Consider the following 19,045-nt stretch of genomic DNA (forward strand, 5'->3'; position numbering starts at 1 on the left):
TCGAGTTCCACTCGTATTAAACCCGCCGATGCTTGGTCGAAGCGTTGGACAACGGCTAAGTGGCTGGGTTGCGTGCCGTTCGTGCAATTGCGATAAATTTCAGACGAGCTTCACACCTGTTTCCCGAGCGATCGCTTGGCTTAGCCCGAGGAGGGTTCCGGTTACCGACGTGGCGACGGTCCATAGCCTGTGCAGTCGTTGCCAATGTGTCGTTGCAGCACGTCCATCTGCGGCCGGTCCTTGCCTTCGATGGGCTCGATAGCCAGGACATACTTGCCCCAGCCTGGTCCGCCGGCCCAGTAGGCGCTGGGCACACAGTGCTCATTGAGATAGCCGAGCAGATTGTCCATCGCGACCAGCATGGTTTCGGAGTGCGCTGGAACGCCGTACTCGCCAAGAAACCCTTTGAGATTGTGCTGTTGCAGCCACTCGATAAAGGGTCTGGCACGCTCTACGCCCAGCATCGGATCGACGGACTCATCGTCGGCGTAACGCCCGGAGAAGTCCTTGTCCAGGTACAGGTGGCCTTCGTAGACGAGCTTGTTCGCCGGATCATCGAGCAGGAAGTCTTCGTTGACTTTGCGCCAGTGGAAAGCGCTGGACCAGCGGTCGCCCTCGACGAATATCAGTGTCTCCATGTCGACCTGGCGAATCGCATCCACGGCCGCCTGGGCCGCTGCCGGCCAGAGTCCTTTGGTGGAGTGGGGCTCGTTCATGATGTCGTAGCCCAGTAGAGCGGGGTGGCCCTTGAAGCGCTCCGCCAGCTTGCGCCAGACATTCGCGTAGGCTTCGTAGGGCACGCTGCCCGAGCCGATCAACTTGCCCTTGTAGCGGGCGTAGTTGTGCATGTCGAGGATGACTTTCTGATCGTACTTGGCCGCGTAATCGAGCGTGCGCTCGAGCAGGCGAACCTGATCGAAGTTGAGGCCCAGGTCCAGATCGTGCTGCAGCCGTTCCCAGATGAAGGGAAAGCGGATCAGGCGAATGTTCTTTTGCGCGTAATAGGCGAAGTATTTTTCATCCGGGTAGAAATAATGGGTGCCGAGCTTGCCGGGCGTAACATGTGGGGCGAAGTTGGCTGCCGACAGGTTGATGCCGATAAGGTCGATACCACTGCTTTTCTCGCTGGGCTGGGCCTGCGCCAGCACAGCACAGCCGGCCAGTGCCACGCCAGCGAGCAACCGTATCGTCGTAGTGGACAGAGGCAAAAGAATGCGACGTGCCATAGTGATTACCTTGATACCCAACGGCTCACTCTCGCGAAGCGAGATCAGAAGGGGCGCTGTATGACGGATGCGAACGGTCCGCCTGCCCGGCGCGGGCGGGCGAGTCGTCAATCAGGGAAAGGCGAGCATTGCCAGCGCTCCCGACATGCCGCGCATGTCGGGAAGCCGTGCCAGGGCGCTTATTTGCTCTGATAGTCGTATTGGTAGTAACCGTATTCGCTGTAGGTCGATGCCTTGCGCACCACGGCGTTGAAAATAACGCCCTTGACCAGCAATCCGTTCTGCTCGAGACGGCGCTTGGCGAATTCGATCTCCTTGACACCGTTCAGGCCGTAGCGAGTCACCATCATGGTGGTGCCCGCCTGACTGCCGACCAGCGCGGCATCGGTCACCGCGAGGATCGGCGGCGTATCGAAGATCACCATGTCGTACATGCCGCTGATTTCCTTGACGAAGCGAGAAAAGTTCTCGTGCATCAACAGCTCGGATGGGTTCGGCGGCAGCTGACCGTGGGCGATCACGTGCAGGTTGTTGAGCTGGGTTTTCTGAATGGCGTCGAACAGCGTGATGCGGCCGGAGAGGATGTCCGACAGGCCTTTTTCGCCCTGGCAGCGCATGACCTTGTGCAGGTATCCCTTGCGCATGTCCGCATCGACCAGCAGTACCTTCTTGCCCGACTGCGCGATGACGGCAGCCAGGTTGCTGGTCACGAAGGACTTGCCCACGCCCGGGCTGGGGCCGGTGATCATCAGGATGTTGTTCTTGGCCTCGATCATCGCGAAGTGCAAGCTGGTGCGCAGGCTGCGCATGGCTTCGGTCGCGAGATCGGCTGGGTCGTTGATCGTCAGCAGGTAAGAGGCACTGCTCTTGTCGCGCTTGTAGTTGGCCAGGCGTTTTTCCAACGCGCCCTGCTTTTCACTGAACGGAATAGCAGCGTACACGGGGATGCCGGAGCGCTCGATTTCCTCCGGGTTTTCCACGCCACGCTTGAGCGCTTCGCGAACATAGACGAAGACCGTGGCCAGGATGACGCCGAGCAGCGTAGCGGCGATGACGATCAGGGGCTTGTTCGGCTTGACCGGGTCGTCGATGTCGGCATCGGCGTGGTCGACGATACGAACGTTGCCCACGGTGCCGGCCCGGATGATGTCCAGTTCCTGGGTCTTGTTCAGCAGCATCGCATAGGTTTCGGACGACACCTCGACATCACGGGTCAGACGCAGCAGTTCCTGCTGGGTCGAGGGCAGCGTGCCGATCTGCTTCTCCAGCTCGGCTTTCTGGCTCTTCAGCTGGTTGATCTGATTCATCAGCGCCTGGAAATTCGGGTGCTGACGGGTGAAGCGGCGCTCCATCTCGGTGCGCTTGAGGTTCTGCTCGGAGATCTGCTTTTCCAGATCGACGATGCGATCGAGCACCGACTGGGTCTCGGCCGTGATATCCACGGAACGGTTGCCGGTCTGGTACTTGTTCAGGGCCGTCTGCGCCGCATCGAGCTTCTTGCGGACTTCTGGCACCTGCTCATTGAGGAATTCCAGGCTCTGGGTCGCTTCGGCCGCATTGCGGGCGATGTTCTGGTCGACATAACGCCGCGCGACTTCCTCGAGCACTTCGATGGCCTTGTCCGGATCGGTGCCTTCGAGGGTCACGGTGATGATGCCGGACTGCTTGCCGAGCTCACCGGCCGACAGGCGGTTACGGTAATCCTCGGTGGTCGCGTAGGTGCGGTTCTTGATGACCGTGAACGTGGTGCCGGGTCGAGCGTTGAGTTCGCTGACGGTAATGGCGTAGTCCGGCGTTTCGACCAGCTCGCCGACTACGCCCTGGGCTACCACTTCGCCATCGGGGTCACGAAGGATGAAACCATTGTTCTCTGCGGCTTCCAGGGTCAATTCTTCCCCGTGCATCTGGTCCGGCACGATCAGGTGCGTCACGCGCAGGGATTCGCCGCCCCAGGCGTAGGATTCGAACCCTTCGGGGTACCAGCCCAGCTCACCCTCGGTGGACGGTTCGAACTGGCGATAGATAAAGCCGCCGATCAGGGGGAAGTGGTGTGGCTCGATGATGATGTCGAGATTCAGCGCCTCGACCGTGCCGCCGACGACGGAGCGCGACTTGAGCAGCGCGATCTCGGTCTGCGCCGGTGATACCGCCGGGGTCGTGTTGACCACGTCGGTCAGGCTGGGCAGCCCGTTTTTCGGCTCGATCTGAATCATCGCGCCCGCCAGGTACACCGGTGTCGCCAGCAACGCATAGGCGACACCCAGGGCAGCGAAGAATCCTGTGATGGTCAGGATCAGGGCGCGGTTGTTGATGAAGGTGTCAAAGAGGTGGGCAAGGTCAATGTCCTTTTCCTCTTTGGTTTCATATATGGGGCGGGGCATGGTGGTCATTGAAGTTCCTTCTTCTTATTTCAGGTAAGGAAGCCAGCTTTCGACGGACTGCATCAGAAGGCTGTGAACATGTTCGAATGCGGGTTTGGATTGACGAAAAGGGTCGGGAATCTGCATGTCATCCAGCCACTTGCCTATCAGGAAGGTCTTGCCGTGGACCTCGGGGGCCATCTGGCGAATATGCTGGATGTGACTCTGCTCCATGGCGAGGATCAGGTCCGCCTGGTGCAGCATGTCGCTGTCAACCTGCCGAGCACGGTGGGCTCGGTGTTCCAGCCCGTGATCGGTCAGCACTTCATGTGCGGTTTTGTCCATAGGGTTGCCTACCAGTGCACCTATACCTGCCGAGCTGATGGTCAGCCCTTTTCCCTGGAGTCTGTGCAACAGCATCGCTTCGGCCGCCGGGCTTCTGCAGATGTTGCCGACACAGACAATCAATATGTTCTGAAACATGTCGCTTAGCCTCTCAGCCCTGAATTCACGGGCGGTTGGGCGCGCGTGTCACGGAACGCAAATCTGATATTCGCTCGTGTCATTAGTTCAATCGTCCTGCTGTGCTCGTGCGGGTATCGGGCGGGTCGCCCTGTAAGTCGCCGTCATGCAAGCAGCAATCAGTAAACGTCCTTGTTTAACAGCAGCGCAGGGATGGTGCGAGCGAGGATGTAGATGTCGAACCAGACCGACCAGCGTTCGATATAGTCCAGGTCGAACTCGACGCGTTTTTCGATCTTTTCGAGGGTGTCTGTTTCGCCGCGGTAGCCGTTGATCTGTGCCCAGCCGGTAATGCCTGGCTTGACGCGGTGGCGCGCGGAGTACTCCGACACGGCGTCTTCGAACAGCACGCCGGCGGCCTTGGTTGCGGTCGCATGGGGGCGCGGGCCAACCATGGACATGCTGCCGAGGAACACATTCAGCAGTTGGGGCAGTTCGTCGAGGCTGGTCTTGCGGATGAAGCGGCCAACGCGGGTGATGCGATCGTCGTCACGGGTGGTCTGGCGGTCGGCATTAGCGTCGCTGCGCTCGTGGTACATGGAGCGGAATTTGTAGACTTCGATCAGGCGGTTGTTGTAGCCGTAGCGCTTTTGCTTGAACAGCACCGGACCGCGGGAATCCAGCTTGATCGCCAGCGCCAGCAGCAGCATGACCGGGGCGGCAGCGAGCAAGGCGAGGCTCGACAGGATGATGTCTTCGATGCGCTTGAACATCGGCGACCAGCCACGCAGCGGCAGGTCGGATGCGATCAGCGTCGGCAGGCCGCCGACTTCGGTGATGCGCTTGTTGGCATGACGAAACGCGACCATGTCCGGAACCAGCAGCACGTTGACCGGCAACTTGCGCAGTTCATTGATGACTTGGCCGATACGGCTGTCGGCGAACCAGGGCAATGCGACCAGCACCTGGGTGACCTTTTCTTCGCGAATCATCTGCTCCAGGTCGCGGGTGTTGCCCAGCAACGGCAGGTCCGCAAGGGTCTTGGGCAGGCGCTCAAGACGGTCGTCGATGAAGCCGAGAACGCCGGTGCGGATGTCGCGATGGTGGGCCAGATACTCAGCCACACGTATGCCGTTGTCGGTGCCGCCCAGAATGACCGCATTCTGCAGATAGACGCCTTTGGCCATCAGGCGACGGAACAGCGCAAGCATCATCAGGCGCTCGGCGCCGAACAGCACGCCGCTGGTGACGAACCAGAAGGTCAGGTGCTTGGCTTCGAGATAGCTGAACATGCCCAGTCCTTGGTGCATGAAGATCAGCAGGCTGAACGCCGCGGCCCAGGCCACCAGCATTGTGCGGAAGCGCAGCAGCGTGCTGAACACCTCTTCGCTGTAGATGCCGACCGACTGGAAGATGACCACGCTGATGACGCCGAAGAACATCAGGAAGGTGCTGAAGGTCCCGCCGCCTACCGGCAATTCCAGCGGCAGAAACAGCAGCAACAGGACGCCGGGCAGCACGGAGGTGAGGCCGTGGATCAGGCGAATACTGGCTAGGAAGTAATCAACGAAACTGGGGTGGGCGTACTCAAGGGTTCCAACGGACTGTAAGCGCATACAAGGCTCCTTCCTACGGCTATTGCTAGCTCAATACTCGATTCGATCGCCGCGATCCGCGGTTCTGATGGCAGGCCGCTATCGCAACCTTCTGCTGGACAACTGCTCCGACCGTCTTCCTGGAAATGAGTTCACCCGAAAGACGTAAAGTCGCCTTCGGATGCCTAGAATTAAATGAACCGTGTAAACGACTGAAATTTAAAGAAAAACCGAATTTACCCGGTCGGTTTATCGTTTTTGCAGGCGCTCGATTCTGACCGATGGTCTGCGGCGCCTGCAGTCGGCTTAACCCTGCTGTGGGGCTACCAAGCCACAACTTTCCGGCGTTGCGGCGGGTCTTATCTGCGGTATTGAACGGGAAACGATTGGCATGAACACATCCAAGGCATTGCTGGTGCTCCATGGGAAACAAGCGGTCAACGAGGACCTGCGAGCCGCGGTCAGCGAATGGCGTCAACTGGGAAACGAACTGGCTGTCAGGGTGACCTGGGAGGCGGGTGATACCGCGCGGCTGGTGCGCGAGGCGCTCGATGCAGGCTATCGCACGCTGGTTGCCGGTGGCGGGGACGGCACCGTACGGGAAATGGCGCAGGCACTGCTGGCCAACGGGAGTGATGCGAGCATGGCCGTGTTGCCGTTGGGCACCGCCAACGACTTCGCGCATGCCGCGGAAATTCCGCTGGCACCGTTCGAGGCATTGACCCTGCTCAGCCGTGAGCCGGTGCCGGTGGATGTCGGCGAAATGAATGGCGAGCCCTTCCTCAACATGGCGACCGGTGGCTTCGGCTCGAAGGTCACGGCGACCACTTCCGAGGAATTGAAAAGGGTGCTCGGCGGGAGCGCCTATCTGCTGACCGGGCTGTCGCGTTTCAACGAACTGCGCGCTGCCTGGGGGCGGTTCGTCGCGCCGGACTTCGCCTGGGAAGGAGAGTTTCTCGCCCTCGGGATCGGCAATGGACGCCAGTCCGGTGGCGGGCAGCAGCTTTGCCCGCAAGCCTCGATCGACGACGGCCTGCTCGACCTCTGTATCGTGCCGGCTCCAGCCGATGCGGTAGGGACGCTCGGCACGCTGTTGAGCGGCGGCCTGCTGGGCATCGATACCGTTTCGGTGTCCGCGCGGGTGCCATGGCTCGAGGTTGAAGGGCCGGACGAAATCAGCATCAACCTTGACGGCGAACCCTGTGCGGCGAAATGCATGCGGTTCTCCGTAAGGCGCCGTGCGCTGCGGCTGCATCTGCCCGACGACAGCCCGCTGCTACGCGACGAACCCTTGCCGCGTGCTCAACAGCAGACTGCCTGATCCGTCGCGCTCGGCTTGAGCCGGGCGCGGTTTGGGGCGCCCGATAAATACTTTCCATGACGGATCAAGCGGGGACGTCTGCGGCCGATAGCTTCCTAGTTCCCTTATTCACAAGGAGCCCGCTATGGCCGGCATTCTAGAGTCAGTCGATCAACGCACCCGGTTGGTGGGGCAGAATCGCCTGGAAATCCTCATGTTCAGGCTTTCGGGCCGTCAGCAATTTGCCATCAACGTGTTCAAGGTGCAGGAAGTGGTGCAGCTGCCGAAGATGACGCTGATGCCGCACCGCCACGGGTCGGTTTGCGGGGTCGTCAATCTGCGTGGCCAGACGCTGCCGGTGATCGACCTGTCGCGCGCCATCGGGCTGCGACCACTGGTGCCGGACGAGCGCAGCACTATCATCGTGACCGAATACAACCGCTCGATTCAGGCGTTTCTGGTCGGCGGCGTGGATCGCATCCTCAATCTCAATTGGGAGGAGGTGTTGCCGCCGCCCTCGACCGCTGGACGTCAGCACTACCTCACCGCCATCACCAAGGTCGACGACGCATTGGTCGAGGTGATCGACGTGGAGAAGGTGCTGGCCGAAATCGTTCCCTATGACACCAGCATCTCGCCGGAGCGCCTGACCGACCCCGTGCTCGAACGCGCCAGAGGGCGTGAGGTGCTCTGCGTCGACGATTCGACAGTTGCCCTGGCGCAGCTGCGCGAAACCTTGAGTCAGCTCGGCATCACCGTCCATTCGGCGAGCGACGGCATGAAGGGGTTGAACAAGCTCAAGGCCTGGGCCGACGCCGGAGAAATCCTCACCGATCGATTGCTGATGGTGTTCACCGATGCCGAAATGCCGGAAATGGACGGCTATCGGCTGACTACCGAAATCCGCAACGATCCGCGTCTGCGGGACCTGTATGTGGTGCTGCATACCTCGCTGTCCGGCAGCTTCAACCTGGCGATGGTGAAGAAAGTCGGTTGCGACAACTTCCTTTCCAAGTTTCAGCCGGAGAAACTGGTGGATGTCGTCCGGGATCGCCTGATGCAGGACGAACCCCACTGACCCGCTAGCCGATCGAGGCCTCCGTATGCACCTGTCTTCGCTGTACCGCTTCCCTCTCAAGTCCGGTTCCGCTGAAGAGCTGACGGAGGCCCGATGCGACGCACTGGGCTTGGTCGGAGACCGCCGCTGGATGGTCGTCGACGCCGCGACCGGGAAGTTCCTGACGCAGCGTGTGTTACCGCGAATGGCATTGCTGAGCGCGTTATGGCGAGGCGACTCGACCCTGGTCCTGAGCGCGCCGGGCATGGAGCCGCTGCCGGTACCCGTCCCCGACGCGCAGAGCGTCGCGCTCGGAGTACTGATCTGGCGCGAAAGCTTGCAGGCGCCTGATGCGGGGGATGCCGCGGCGGAATGGCTTTCGCGGTTGCTCGATCGTCCTTGCCGGTTGGTGCATCTTCCCGCGCACCAGGGTATTCAGATCGACCAGGACTACGCTCACCCCGGTGAGCAGACGGCGTTCAGCGACGGCTTTCCGTTTCTGCTCATAGGTCAGCGCTCGCTCGACGATCTGTCCGCGCGCGTCGGGCAGTTGCTCGATACGAGGCGCTTCCGGCCGAACCTGGTGATCGCCGGTGCGGCGCCCTATGCCGAAGACCGGTGGCGGCGCATTCGTATCGGCGACATGACGTTTCGCGTGGTCAAGGCGTGTTCACGCTGCATCATCCCGACCATCGATCCGCTCACGGGCCAGCAGAGCCCCAACCGCGAACCCCTGACCACCTTGTTGAGCTATCGCAAAGGCGATGGCGGCGTGTTCTTCGGCCAGAATCTCATTGCCGAAGGTACCGGTGCGCTGAGCGTGGGGATGCCGGTCGAAGTGCTCGAATAGCCCCTTCGACAACTAATGACGCAACGGTGCCCGCCCTTGGAAGCGGACACCGTCAGCTCCCTGATCGAGTCGTCGCCGCCCAAGCAAGGGCGGCGTGGTGGCTTACTGACCGTCGAAATAGCGCTCGTGCCATTCGACCAGCGGTTGCGGCGCGTTGAGCTTCTTCCCGTAGATGACCGAGTAGGTCAATACGTTCTGTACGTACTGGCGGGTTTCATCGAATGGGATGTTTTCGACCCAGACGTCGACCGGCAGGTGTTCGGCATTCTTCAGCCACTGACGAACACGACCGGGACCGGCGTTGTAAGCGGCGGAGGCGAGCACCCGGTTGCCTTTGAACTGCCCGTAGATCTGGCTCAGGTAGGCGGCGCCCAGCTGGATGTTGACGTTGGGGTTGAGCGCCTGCTGCGGCGACTGCAGCGGTATGCCAAAACGCCTCGCCGTTTCCTTCGCGGTTGCGGGCATCAGCTGCATCAGCCCGGTGGCGCCGACGTGCGAGCGGGCGTCGGCCATGAACGCGCTTTCCTGGCGCGTGATCGCAAACACCCAGCTCGGATGGATTTCACGTGCTTTGGCCGCACTCACCATGCTGTTGCGGTATGCCATGGGAAAGCGAATATCGAGATCGTCCCAGTATTTCGCCTGGCTGATGGTCCGGATAGCAGGAAAGTACCACTCCATGTCGTAGGCGAGCCGTGCCTGGGCAACCAACTCGTCACGGCTGAACAGACGGCTCACGTGATACCACTCGCGGCGAGCGTCGACGATCTGGCCGCGGGCATGAAACTCCATGGCGCGTCGGATGCCGGCGGTGTTGCGCACTTTCTGCACGACTTTGGGGTCGAGCGCGAGTGGCTGATGGTTGAGCTTGTAAGGCGCATGAATACGGTCGGCCGACAGGAAACCGTAGAAGTCGCGCTCGTCGGCCACCGGTTGGTAGAGCAGGGCGGCTTGCTTGTCGTTGGGCTTGGCCAGCTCCAGGCTGCGCGCATTCCAGTAACGCCAGCGACTGGTGCTGGCAAGCGCATCGGGAAACCGCTGCGTCAGCGCGTGGGCGTCATCCCAGCGCCCCAGGCGCAGCAACAGGCGCGCCCGCCATTCGCTGACGGTATCGTCACGCAGCTCGGGGTCGTAGTCGGCCATGACCGCCAACGCCCGCGCATCGAAGCGTTTGGCCAGGGTAAGGCCGATCTGGCGCGCGATGGCAACTTTCTCATCGGTCGAGAAGGACAGGCGCTTGGCGTAGCTGTCGAGCAAGCCAAGGGCTTTCTCCGGATCGGTGCGCGCCAGGCGGCGCAACCCGATCGAGACGATATCGCCCATGGCGGGGGACGCGGGTGCGAAGCGACCCGGCTGTCCGAGCATCTGTGGTTTTTGCGCCACGTCGATCATCAACTCGCCTTGCGCCCTGAGCGTCGGCAAGCTTTTGGCCAGGAAACTGGCGAGGCCATAGTTGCCGCTCTCGACGGCCAACTTGGTGCGTTGCCAACGCAGCGACTCGGTGAGCTGGCCGGCCGCTGCCCAGCGGTCGAACAGCGCATCGCAGGCGTTGTGTTGCGACTTGCCAACCAACCAGAGCCTTTCGGCGGTCTCGTAGGCTTGCTTCGTCTGACCGCTGGCGAACTGGTACTGGCCGAACAGGCAGTCGAGCTCGGTGAAGTTCATCTTGGGATCGTAGTGCGCTACGAACGGCTTCCAATCGCCACGTGCTGCCAATAGGCGTAGCCAGCGCAGCTTCATCCAGCTGGCCTGGGGCAGGTCGCCGTGCTCGGTCAGGAATTTCTCGACCTCGGCATTGCTGGCGGTTTTCAAGCGGGCTGTCAGCTCGTCGTATGCGAGATAAGGCTCAAGTGGATAGTCGCGCAGTTGCGCTGCGTAGCGCCGATAGGGGCCGCTGTCGCCCTTTTCCAGGGCCCGCTTGGCTTCGTCGTAATACTGGCGTTGCTGTTGGAGGCTGGCTGCTTGAGTGGTCTCGATGGTAAAGGCGATGGAAAAAAGACAGAAACAGAGAGTGGAGAGTCGACCGCGCATGAGACTTCCGAAGACGGGGGCATGGGATTGCTGGCCACTAGCTTATCTCGCCGTGTCGAGCAGTTAAACGAGGATTAAGCGCTTGAAACCAACAAAGTGATGGGTTCCGACGAACGCACGTGTAGACCGGTCTAGCCGAATGGCTGCGCGGTGATTCGGTCACCTCGGTGACGCCTCGGCGGCCGGCTTAAGGCGCTCGCCGACGCCCGGCTGAGAGGCGTGTTCTGCTAGACTGCGCGCCCTGTTTTCCGGAGATCGTCATGACCCTGCTCAAGTTGACCAACGTGTCCCTCGCCTATGGCAACAACCCATTGCTCGATGGTGTGTCCTGGCAGATAGCGCGGGGTGAGCGGGTCTGCATCATCGGCCGGAACGGGACCGGTAAGTCGAGCATGCTGAGCGTGGTCAAAGGTAGCCAGCTGCCGGACGACGGCGAGATATGGCGGGCACCCGGTCTGAAAATCGGGGAGTTGCCGCAGGAACTGCCTCTGGCTGACGAGCGCACGGTATTCGACGTGGTCGCCGAAGGCCTGGCCGGAGTCGGTCAGCTGTTGGCCGATTACCATCATCTCAGTCAGAACATCCAGAACGATGCCGACCTGGACAGGTTGATGCACGTCCAGCAGGAGCTTGAGGCGAAGGATGGTTGGCGCCTGCAGCAGTTGGTCGACAGCACGCTGAGTCGCTTGCAATTGCCCGCCGACAAAACCCTGGCTGAGCTCTCCGGCGGCTGGCGGCGACGTGTGCTGTTGGCTCAGGCGCTGGTGTCCGAGCCGGATCTGCTGCTGCTCGACGAGCCGACCAACCACCTGGACATCGGCGCCATCGCCTGGTTGGAAGAGGCGCTGACGGGCTTCAACGGTGCGGTCCTGTTCATCACCCACGATCGTGCATTTCTGCAGAACCTGGCAACGCGGATTCTCGAGCTGGATCGTGGCCACATGATCGACTGGAACGGCGATTACGCCAGTTTCCTGGTACACAAGGAGCAGCAGCTGGCGGCCGAAGAAACCGCCAACGCGCTGTTCGATAAGAAGCTCGCTCAGGAAGAGGTCTGGATCCGCCAAGGTATCAAGGCCCGTCGGACCCGCAACGAAGGCCGGGTGCGTGCGCTCAAGGCGTTGCGCGCCGAGCGCAGTGAGCGCCGCGAGCGTCAGGGCAAGGCCAACATTCAGATCGATGCGGCGGAAAAGTCCGGCAAGCAGGTCATCGTGGTCGAGCATGCGACCTTCGCGCACCCGGGCGGTGAGCCGCTCGTTCGCGACTTCTCGATGGTTTTGCAGCGTGGTGATCGGATCGGCCTGTTGGGTGCCAATGGCACCGGCAAGACGACACTGCTCAAGCTGCTGCTGGGCGATCTGCAGCCTACCAGCGGCACAGTCGAAGCCGGTACCCGTCTGGAAGTGGCGTATTTCGACCAGTTGCGTCACCAGCTGGAGCTGGAGAAGACGGTGATCGACAACGTCGCGGAGGGGCGCGATTTCATCGTCATCGATGGCCAGAGCCGGCACGTGCTGAGCTACCTGGGCGACTTCCTGTTCAGTCCGCAACGCGCGCGTACGCCGGTCAAAGCGCTTTCGGGAGGCGAGCGGGCACGCCTCTTGCTCGCCAAGCTGTTCAGCAAACCGGCGAACCTGCTGGTGCTCGATGAGCCGACCAACGATCTGGACGTGGAAACGCTCGAGTTGCTGGAAGAGGTGCTGCTCGGTTTCGATGGCACGGTATTGATGGTCAGCCACGATCGCGCCTTCCTCGATAACGTGGTGACCAGCACCTTGGTTTTCGAAGGCAATGGGGTGGTGCGTGAATATGTGGGCGGTTACCAGGACTGGCTCCGCCAGGGGGGATCACCCAGGTTGCTCGGCGTAACCGAGTCCAAGGAAACGAAGGAAACGAAAGCCGAGGCGCCAGCGAGCAAACCTGCGGCTGCGGTCACCGAAGCCGCGCCGGCGAAGAAGAAACTCAGCTACAAGGTCCAGCGCGAGCTGGAGGCGCTGCCTGGAAAAATAGACGCAGTCGAAAAAAACATCGCCTCGTTGCAAACCGAAATTGCGCAGCCGACGTTCTATCAGCAGACTGCGGAGCGTACTGGCGAAACGCTAGCTCGCCTCGAGGCACTGCAACAGGAGCTCGACGAATTAGTGGAGCGCTGGGCGGAGCTGGAGGACTGAGCGGAGCGGGGCGCCCGGCGTCGTCAGCTTGACGGGCCCGCTACCTCGTTGGCGGGCCAGCAATCTCATTCAATCCAACATCTGTCAGCATTGGACGGAGCATAGATGGCAATCGATTACCGCATCGTCCTGGATGACGAGCATGAGTTCAGCTACCGGATCGAGTTGGACCGTGTCTACGATGACGCCGCAGCCGCGAAGGCGCCGAAATGGACGCGGCTGGATCATCAGCAGTGCAACAATTGTCCGTTGAGTCGGGATCACTTCAGCCACTGCCCCGCTGCGGTCGACCTGCATCAGGTCATCGAGGATTTTCAGGGGCTGCCGGCGGTGAAGAAAGCGCACGTGCAAGTGCGCACGCCGGAGCGCGAGTACAACAAGCTGGTCGGGTTGGACGAGGGCCTGAGGGCGCTGCTCGGCGTGATCATGGCGACCAGCGCCTGCCCGGTTCTGGGCAAGCTCAAGCCGATGGCGCACCAGCATCTGCCGTTTGCAAGCAATCAGGAATTCGTGCTGCGCGCGGTCTCGCTGTACCTGGCCCGGCAATATTTCAACCTGCGCGAAGGGCGCCATGCAGACTGGGAACTCCGTGGGCTGGTGCGCTCGTTTCAGCAGCTGCAGCTGGTCAACCAGGCGTTCTGGCAGCGTATCCACGATACCTGTCACGGCGATTCCAACTTGAAGGCGTTCCTGACCTTCTTCTCCATGGCGTCGAGCCTGACCTACTCGCTGGAAACCCAGCTGAGGAAAATCCGGCCGCTGGTGATGAGTGCGGGCGAGGGGGCAGAGCTGGCCTGAGCCCCTTGGGCTCAGGCACTCGGCCAGAGACTTATTCGGGTTTCTTCAGCCGCACGGCGAGCACGTCGCAGGGCGCGCCGTGAAGGATGTCGTTGGCGGTGGAACCGAGCAACAACGCCAGGCCGTGACGTCCATGGCTGCCCACCACGACCAGGTCGCAGCCCTGTTCATTGGCCAGGCGATGAACCTCCTGGCGCGGTTGCCCATAGGCCAGGTGGCGTTGTTCTGCGGTCAGGCTGGGATAGCGCTCGGCAAAGCCGTTCATGCGCTCACGGGCCTGATCGAATTGCTGCTGTTGCAGCATCGACAGGTCCATCGGAACATCGCCGCCGAATGCCATGGCCATTGGCTCGATGACGTGCACTAACGCCAATTTCGCGCCAGTTGCGGTAGCCAATGCCTGGGCTCGCGCGACGACCGGGTGACACTCGTCGGTCAGGTCGACGGCGACCAGAATCTGTTGATAGGTCATGATGGCTCTCCTGCTGTATCCATGTGACAAGTATGGCTTCTTGGCACGCTGTGGGGGCTTTCCAGCCTTTTTTGTTTTGCAGCGTTATACGGCGTTACATGCACGATGACCAGCGTGTCATTGCGTCGCGAAGCAGCGGTCGGCAGGCTCGCGGCTGCTATGATGCGCACCAGCAAAGATTGGTAACCACCTGCGCGCTTTACAAGAGACCCTTATGTTCCTATTCGCCAATGATTACCTGCTCGCCTGGACTATCTATGGGATTGCGGCGGTGGGCTGCCTGCTGGTGTGCTTCCGTATGACGCGGCCATTGTGGCGCTGGCTGCGTGAGCCGTTGCGGTTGATCGTAGCCGTGCTTCTGCTGACGCCGACCATCGTCGACCCGACGCGTGAGCTGTTCGCTCCAGCGCTGGCCATCACGGCGCTCGATCTGCTGTTCAAGGTCGGCAACAACGCCTGGCGTGCGGTTGCCGATCTGGCGTTGTATGGGTTGATTGCGTTCGCGCTATACGCCGTGCTGGTGGCGGTACGCTGGCCGATCGAACGTCGACTCAAGCAGCGCCAGTCGGCGGAGCAGCGCGATGAGGATCCACGCACCTTGCGTGAGCGGCTCGAAGAGGACGAGGACGATGATTATCGTCCCGCCGGCCGCTATCAGGCGCGGACCGAACCTCGGCTCTGAGCCTGTCGGGCGACCGGCCATCCAGGCGTGAACGAGACGTAACGGGAGACCCTTCGCATGTGTGAACTGCTCGGCATGAGCGCCAACGTACCGACCGACATCCATTTCAGTTTCACAGGCCTGATGCAGCGCGGTGGCCGTACCGGTCCGCACAAGGATGGTTGGGGCATCGCCTTCTATGAAGGACGCGGTTTACGTCTGTTCCAGGACCCGGTGGCCAGTTGCGAGTCCGAAGTCGCCAAGATGGTGCAGCACTACCTGATCAAGAGCGAGGTAGTGATCGGCCATATCCGTCATGCCAATGTCGGCAAGGTCTCGCTGGTCAACACTCACCCCTTTGTCCGCGAGCTGTGGGGGCAGCATTGGTGTTTCGCCCATAACGGCCAGCTTGCCGATTTCCAGCCTGCTGCCGGCTTCTACCGGCCAGTCGGCGATACCGATAGCGAAGCGGCCTTCTGCGACCTGCTCAACCGCGTGCGCGGCGATTTCCCGGATCGCGTCGCAGCCGAGGACCTGTTGCCGCACCTGCTCGAAGCCTGTGCCGGCTATCGAGGCAAGGGTGTGTTCAATTGCTTGCTGAGCAATGGCGAGTGGTTGTTCAGCTTCTGCACGACCAAGCTGGCGCATATCACGCGCCGCGCTCCCTTCGGGCCTGCCCAATTGAAAGACGCCGAGCTGGCGGTGGACTTCACCTCCGAGACGACGCCGGACGATGTCGTGACCGTCGTGGCCACCGAGCCATTGACTGACAACGAGCAGTGGGACGTTCATCAGCCGGGCGAGTGGACACTCTGGCGGCTGGGCGAGTGCGTCGCGCGCGGACGGACCGAATAATGCTGCGTAGCTATGTGCGCCTGGCCCTGTTTGCCCTTGGCTTGTTGATCGGCGTACAGGTGCCGGGCTTCATCGAGGCGTATGCACGTCACGTCGAAGCGCGTCGGCTCGAGGCGCAACAAGGCCTGGAAGGTTTTCAGGAAACCGCTGGGCGCTTCTTCAAAGGCGATCTCAATGCGCTGGTCGAGCACTATCGGGCCAGCGAGGATCCCGTCATACAGAGCGATGCACGCAGCGTCTCGGCGCTGGTCGAGCGCGTCCGTTTGCTTGAGTGGGAATGGCGGATCATGCAGGGGCCCTGGTACGCGCAAGCCTGGCATGTGTTGCTAGGGGCAGATGGCGATCTCCGGCGCCAGGTCTGGAGCGGCTATCGCTTCCAGGTCCTGTTGGCTCCGGAAGCGATCGCCTGGGGCATAGCCTGCGCGTTGCTGCTGGCGTGGGTCGCCGAATGCCTCTACTTGATGCTGCGCAACCTGCTGTTCCCGCATCGCCGGGCGCGCAGCCGCCGCGTTTCTCGCACCGGCCGCCCGGGCGGTACGCCGTAAAGAGCACTTGAGCGGTTGCCCTTCGAGCGAGCAGTCCGGCGGTTACTTCGCCAGAAACTTCATCCCGTCTTCCAGGCCGCTCAGCGTCAGCGGATACATGCGGTCCTCCACCAGTTCGCGGATGATGCCGGTCGAGGTGGTGTAGCCCCAGGTGTCCTTGGGATAGGGATTGATCCAGATGAGCTTCTTGTATTTTTCCATGAAGCGTTGCATCCAGACGTAACCTGCTTCTTCGTTCCAGTGCTCGACACTGCCGCCGGGCTGGGTCACCTCGTAGGGCGCCATGGCCGCGTCGCCCACGAACACCACTTTGTAATCGGCCCCGTACTTGTGCAGCAGGTCGAGCGTCGAGGTGCGCTCGGAGGTGCGGCGGAAGTTGTTCTTCCAGACCGATTCGTAGATGAAGTTGTGAAAGTAGAAATATTCGAGGTGCTTGAATTCCGTCTTGCAGGCGGAAAAGAGTTCTTCGCACACCTTCACGTGGGCGTCCATCGAGCCGCCGATGTCGAACAGGATCAGCAGCTTCACCGCATTGCGCCGTTCGGGACGCATCTGGATGTTCAGCAAGCCGCCGTCGCGAGCGGTGTGATCGATGGTTCCGTCCAGGTCCAGCTCGTCCTGCGCCCCTTGGCGGGCAAACTTGCGCAGCCGCCGCAAGGCGACCTTGATGTTGCGCGTCCCCAACTCGACCTGATCGTCCAGGTTCTTGTATTCGCGCTGGTCCCAGACCTTGACCGCCTTGCCCTGGCGCTTGCCAGCGTCACCGATGCGGATTCCCTCAGGGTTGTAGCCCCCCGAGCCGAACGGGCTGGTGCCGCCGGTGCCGATCCACTTGTTGCCGCCAGCGTGCTTTTCCTTCTGCTCTTCGAGGCGCTTCTTGAATTCCTCGATCAGTTTGTCCAGCCCGCCGAGCGACTCGATCTTGGCGCGTTCTTCGTCGCTCAGCGAGCGCTCGAACTCCTTGCGCAACCACTCTTCGGGAATCAGCGCCTCGATATGCTGGTCAAGGTTCTCCAGCCCTTTGAAATAGGCGCCGAAGGCCCGATCGAACTTGTCGAAGTGGCGCTCGTCCTTCACCAGAATGGCCCGGGACAGGTAGTAGAACTCGTCCATGTCGGCGAACACGACGTTGTGTTTCAGCGCGTTGATCAGGTCGAGCAGCTCGCGCACCGACACCGGAACCTTGGCGGCGCGCATCTCATTGAACAGGCCAAGCAGCATGGCAGAACCTCGGGAGTGCCGTCGCGGCGGCACCGGTTATAGGTAGGTCAGCGGTCTTCGCTGTGCGTTGGAAGACCGTCGCGGATCTCGTACCAGTCCGCTTTGGAGTCCACGAAGATGTGCTCTTGTGGCGGAACGGGGAGGGGGGAGTCGAGCGTGCCGGCGGCGACGCCCAACTCGTGCTCGCGATTGTCGACGAATTGCAGATTGGCGCCGCAACGAATGCAGAACGTCCGCGTGACATGCTCGGAAGAATGGAAAACGCCTAGCTGGTCCTTGCCCGACAGGAAGTGAAACGCTTCCAGCGGGACGCTCGCATAGCTGGCAAATGCTGCACCGTGTGCCTTGCGACACATCTTGCAGTGGCAATGGGTCAGCTCGTTGATCGGTGCGTCGATGCGATAGCGCACGACGCCACAGAGGCAACTACCGGTATGCGTTTGCATGGCTTTCTCCAGGTCATGTCAGGCGGTCGGCTCCGTCGGGAGCCGCCGACGTTCAGCGACTGGCGCGACGACTCATGAACGCCAGACGTTCAAGCAACTGCACATCCTGCTCGTTCTTCACCAGGGCGCCGGCCAACGGCGGAATGGCGCGGGTCGGATCACGTTCACGCAGCACCGCCTCGCCAATGTTGTCGGCCATCAACAGCTTCAGCCAATCGACGAGCTCGCTGGTGGACGGCTTCTTCTTCAGGCCAGGGACCTTGCGCACGTCAAAGAACACATCGAGCGCTTCGGCGACCAGATCTTTCTTGATGTTTGGATAGTGCACGTCGACGATCTTCTGCAAGGTTTCGCGATCGGGAAACGCGATGTAGTGGAAGAAACAGCGACGCAGGAAGGCGTCGGGCAGTTCCTTCTCGTTGTTGGAGGTGATGATGATGATCGGGCGCTGCTTGGCCTTGATGGTTTCGTTGGTCTCGTAGACGTAGAACTCCATCTTGTCGAGTTCCTGCAGCAGGTCGTTGGGAAACTCGATGTCGGCCTTGTCGATTTCGTCGATCAGCAGGATGACCCGCTGTTCGGATTCGAAGGCCTCCCACAGCTTGCCCTTCTTGATGTAGTTACGTACGTCATGCACGCGGTCGGAATCGAGTTGCGAATCCCGCAGCCGGCTGACCGCGTCGTACTCGTAGAGGCCCTGATGTGCCTTGGTGGTGGACTTGATGTGCCAGGTGATCAGTTTCGCTCCGAAGGACTCGGCCAGCTGCTCGGCGAGCATGGTCTTGCCTGTGCCCGGCTCGCCTTTGACCAGCAGCGGGCGCTCCAGCGTGATGGCCGCGTTAACCGCGAGCTTCAGGTCATCGGTGGCGACGTAGGACTGGGTACCTTCGAACTTCATCGGGATTTCCTTGGATTGGGCCTGGCACGCAGGCGCGTCATGTCTGGTTAGGCGAATGACTATAAGGGATGGGACATGCACTGTGAACGCGAGCGGA

17 protein-coding genes are annotated in these 19,045 nt (G+C 61.2%); 8 read left to right on the forward strand and 9 right to left on the reverse strand.

Annotated elements, in window-relative coordinates:
- Positions 1-161: 161 nt before the first annotated feature.
- The 4 genes from KVO92_RS19400 to KVO92_RS19415 all read right to left on the reverse strand — a co-directional run bounded on the left by KVO92_RS19400 (position 162) and on the right by KVO92_RS19415 (position 5,664).
- Entirely contained in the window at positions 162-1,226 is a 1,065-nt protein-coding gene (locus KVO92_RS19400) for a glycoside hydrolase family 5 protein (RefSeq protein WP_217477138.1), read from the reverse strand.
- A 179-nt stretch (positions 1,227-1,405) separates the two neighbouring features.
- Positions 1,406-3,616 carry a polysaccharide biosynthesis tyrosine autokinase gene (locus KVO92_RS19405; protein WP_217477139.1) on the reverse strand — a complete coding sequence of 737 codons (2,211 nt, stop codon included), beginning with the start codon at positions 3,614-3,616 and terminating at the stop codon, positions 1,406-1,408.
- Between the two features lie 15 nt (positions 3,617-3,631).
- Positions 3,632-4,069, reverse strand: coding sequence for a low molecular weight protein-tyrosine-phosphatase (locus tag KVO92_RS19410; protein WP_217477140.1), 438 nt, complete (start codon positions 4,067-4,069; stop codon positions 3,632-3,634).
- Between the two features lie 158 nt (positions 4,070-4,227).
- Positions 4,228-5,664: an undecaprenyl-phosphate glucose phosphotransferase gene (locus KVO92_RS19415; protein WP_217477141.1), complete on the reverse strand. Its 1,437-nt coding sequence runs from the start codon at positions 5,662-5,664 to the stop codon at positions 4,228-4,230.
- Between the two features lie 370 nt (positions 5,665-6,034).
- Here KVO92_RS19415 and yegS point away from each other — a divergent pair, with 370 nt between their 5' ends.
- The 3 genes from yegS to KVO92_RS19430 all read left to right on the forward strand — a co-directional run bounded on the left by yegS (position 6,035) and on the right by KVO92_RS19430 (position 8,850).
- Positions 6,035-6,964: a lipid kinase YegS gene (yegS, locus tag KVO92_RS19420; RefSeq protein WP_217477142.1), complete on the forward strand. Its 930-nt coding sequence runs from the start codon at positions 6,035-6,037 to the stop codon at positions 6,962-6,964.
- 124 nt (positions 6,965-7,088) lie between these two features.
- The gene (locus tag KVO92_RS19425) at positions 7,089-8,021 is read left to right on the forward strand and encodes a chemotaxis protein CheV (RefSeq protein ID WP_217477143.1); all 933 of its coding nucleotides are present in this window, start codon (positions 7,089-7,091) and stop codon (positions 8,019-8,021) included.
- 25 nt (positions 8,022-8,046) lie between these two features.
- Entirely contained in the window at positions 8,047-8,850 is an 804-nt protein-coding gene (locus KVO92_RS19430) for an MOSC domain-containing protein (RefSeq protein WP_217477144.1), read from the forward strand.
- Between the two features lie 102 nt (positions 8,851-8,952).
- On the opposite strand, the gene KVO92_RS19435 is transcribed toward KVO92_RS19430, so the two are convergent.
- Positions 8,953-10,881, reverse strand: coding sequence for a transglycosylase SLT domain-containing protein (locus KVO92_RS19435; RefSeq protein ID WP_217477145.1), 1,929 nt, complete (start codon positions 10,879-10,881; stop codon positions 8,953-8,955).
- 260 nt (positions 10,882-11,141) lie between these two features.
- Here KVO92_RS19435 and KVO92_RS19440 point away from each other — a divergent pair, with 260 nt between their 5' ends.
- Together KVO92_RS19440 and KVO92_RS19445 are read left to right on the forward strand one after the other, a co-directional pair.
- The gene (locus KVO92_RS19440; protein ID WP_217477146.1) at positions 11,142-13,052 is read left to right on the forward strand and encodes an ATP-binding cassette domain-containing protein; all 1,911 of its coding nucleotides are present in this window, start codon (positions 11,142-11,144) and stop codon (positions 13,050-13,052) included.
- 105 nt (positions 13,053-13,157) lie between these two features.
- Positions 13,158-13,850, forward strand: coding sequence for a DUF6901 family protein (locus KVO92_RS19445; RefSeq protein WP_217477147.1), 693 nt, complete (start codon positions 13,158-13,160; stop codon positions 13,848-13,850).
- A gap of 31 nt (positions 13,851-13,881) precedes the next feature.
- Here KVO92_RS19445 and KVO92_RS19450 read toward each other — a convergent pair whose 3' ends face one another.
- Positions 13,882-14,322 (reverse strand): universal stress protein, encoded by a 441-nt coding sequence (locus tag KVO92_RS19450; protein ID WP_217477148.1) that lies wholly within the window; start codon positions 14,320-14,322, stop codon positions 13,882-13,884.
- 214 nt (positions 14,323-14,536) lie between these two features.
- Between KVO92_RS19450 and KVO92_RS19455 the strand changes: the two genes are divergently transcribed.
- The 3 genes from KVO92_RS19455 to KVO92_RS19465 are packed head-to-tail and all read left to right on the forward strand — an operon-like array spanning position 14,537 to position 16,383.
- Positions 14,537-15,004, forward strand: a complete 468-nt coding sequence (locus KVO92_RS19455; RefSeq protein WP_217477149.1) for an MFS transporter — start codon at positions 14,537-14,539, stop codon at positions 15,002-15,004.
- 57 nt (positions 15,005-15,061) lie between these two features.
- Complete coding sequence (locus tag KVO92_RS19460) at positions 15,062-15,838, forward strand: class II glutamine amidotransferase (protein WP_217477150.1); 777 nt, start codon at positions 15,062-15,064, stop codon at positions 15,836-15,838.
- On the forward strand, positions 15,838-16,383 hold the full coding sequence (locus tag KVO92_RS19465; RefSeq protein ID WP_217477151.1) for a DUF2937 family protein: 546 nt from the start codon (positions 15,838-15,840) through the stop codon (positions 16,381-16,383). Before KVO92_RS19460 ends, KVO92_RS19465 begins: the two co-directional genes overlap by 1 nt.
- 42 nt (positions 16,384-16,425) lie before the next feature.
- Here KVO92_RS19465 and KVO92_RS19470 read toward each other — a convergent pair whose 3' ends face one another.
- From KVO92_RS19470 to KVO92_RS19480, 3 genes are read right to left on the reverse strand one after another with little or no spacing between them, the layout of a single operon-like run.
- Positions 16,426-17,604 carry a vWA domain-containing protein gene (locus tag KVO92_RS19470; protein WP_217477152.1) on the reverse strand — a complete coding sequence of 393 codons (1,179 nt, stop codon included), beginning with the start codon at positions 17,602-17,604 and terminating at the stop codon, positions 16,426-16,428.
- Between the two features lie 47 nt (positions 17,605-17,651).
- A complete protein-coding gene (locus tag KVO92_RS19475; protein WP_217477153.1) occupies positions 17,652-18,050 on the reverse strand; it encodes a GFA family protein in 399 nt (132 codons plus the stop codon).
- A gap of 52 nt (positions 18,051-18,102) precedes the next feature.
- Positions 18,103-18,948, reverse strand: coding sequence for an AAA family ATPase (locus KVO92_RS19480; RefSeq protein ID WP_021208613.1), 846 nt, complete (start codon positions 18,946-18,948; stop codon positions 18,103-18,105).
- Positions 18,949-19,045: the final 97 nt, after the last annotated feature.

The organism is Stutzerimonas stutzeri (genome assembly GCF_019090095.1).
Lineage (GTDB): Bacteria > Pseudomonadota > Gammaproteobacteria > Pseudomonadales > Pseudomonadaceae > Stutzerimonas > Stutzerimonas stutzeri_AN.

Coding starts and splice junctions, on each gene's coding strand:
- KVO92_RS19400 (WP_217477138.1), bottom strand. CDS start 1,226: ATGGCACGTCGCATTCTTTTGCCTCTGTCCACTACGACGATACGGTTG.
- KVO92_RS19405 (WP_217477139.1), bottom strand. CDS start 3,616: ATGACCACCATGCCCCGCCCCATATATGAAACCAAAGAGGAAAAGGAC.
- KVO92_RS19410 (WP_217477140.1), bottom strand. CDS start 4,069: ATGTTTCAGAACATATTGATTGTCTGTGTCGGCAACATCTGCAGAAGC.
- KVO92_RS19415 (WP_217477141.1), bottom strand. CDS start 5,664: ATGCGCTTACAGTCCGTTGGAACCCTTGAGTACGCCCACCCCAGTTTC.
- yegS (WP_217477142.1), top strand. CDS start 6,035: ATGAACACATCCAAGGCATTGCTGGTGCTCCATGGGAAACAAGCGGTC.
- KVO92_RS19425 (WP_217477143.1), top strand. CDS start 7,089: ATGGCCGGCATTCTAGAGTCAGTCGATCAACGCACCCGGTTGGTGGGG.
- KVO92_RS19430 (WP_217477144.1), top strand. CDS start 8,047: ATGCACCTGTCTTCGCTGTACCGCTTCCCTCTCAAGTCCGGTTCCGCT.
- KVO92_RS19435 (WP_217477145.1), bottom strand. CDS start 10,881: ATGCGCGGTCGACTCTCCACTCTCTGTTTCTGTCTTTTTTCCATCGCC.
- KVO92_RS19440 (WP_217477146.1), top strand. CDS start 11,142: ATGACCCTGCTCAAGTTGACCAACGTGTCCCTCGCCTATGGCAACAAC.
- KVO92_RS19445 (WP_217477147.1), top strand. CDS start 13,158: ATGGCAATCGATTACCGCATCGTCCTGGATGACGAGCATGAGTTCAGC.
- KVO92_RS19450 (WP_217477148.1), bottom strand. CDS start 14,322: ATGACCTATCAACAGATTCTGGTCGCCGTCGACCTGACCGACGAGTGT.
- KVO92_RS19455 (WP_217477149.1), top strand. CDS start 14,537: ATGTTCCTATTCGCCAATGATTACCTGCTCGCCTGGACTATCTATGGG.
- KVO92_RS19460 (WP_217477150.1), top strand. CDS start 15,062: ATGTGTGAACTGCTCGGCATGAGCGCCAACGTACCGACCGACATCCAT.
- KVO92_RS19465 (WP_217477151.1), top strand. CDS start 15,838: ATGCTGCGTAGCTATGTGCGCCTGGCCCTGTTTGCCCTTGGCTTGTTG.
- KVO92_RS19470 (WP_217477152.1), bottom strand. CDS start 17,604: ATGCTGCTTGGCCTGTTCAATGAGATGCGCGCCGCCAAGGTTCCGGTG.
- KVO92_RS19475 (WP_217477153.1), bottom strand. CDS start 18,050: ATGCAAACGCATACCGGTAGTTGCCTCTGTGGCGTCGTGCGCTATCGC.
- KVO92_RS19480 (WP_021208613.1), bottom strand. CDS start 18,948: ATGAAGTTCGAAGGTACCCAGTCCTACGTCGCCACCGATGACCTGAAG.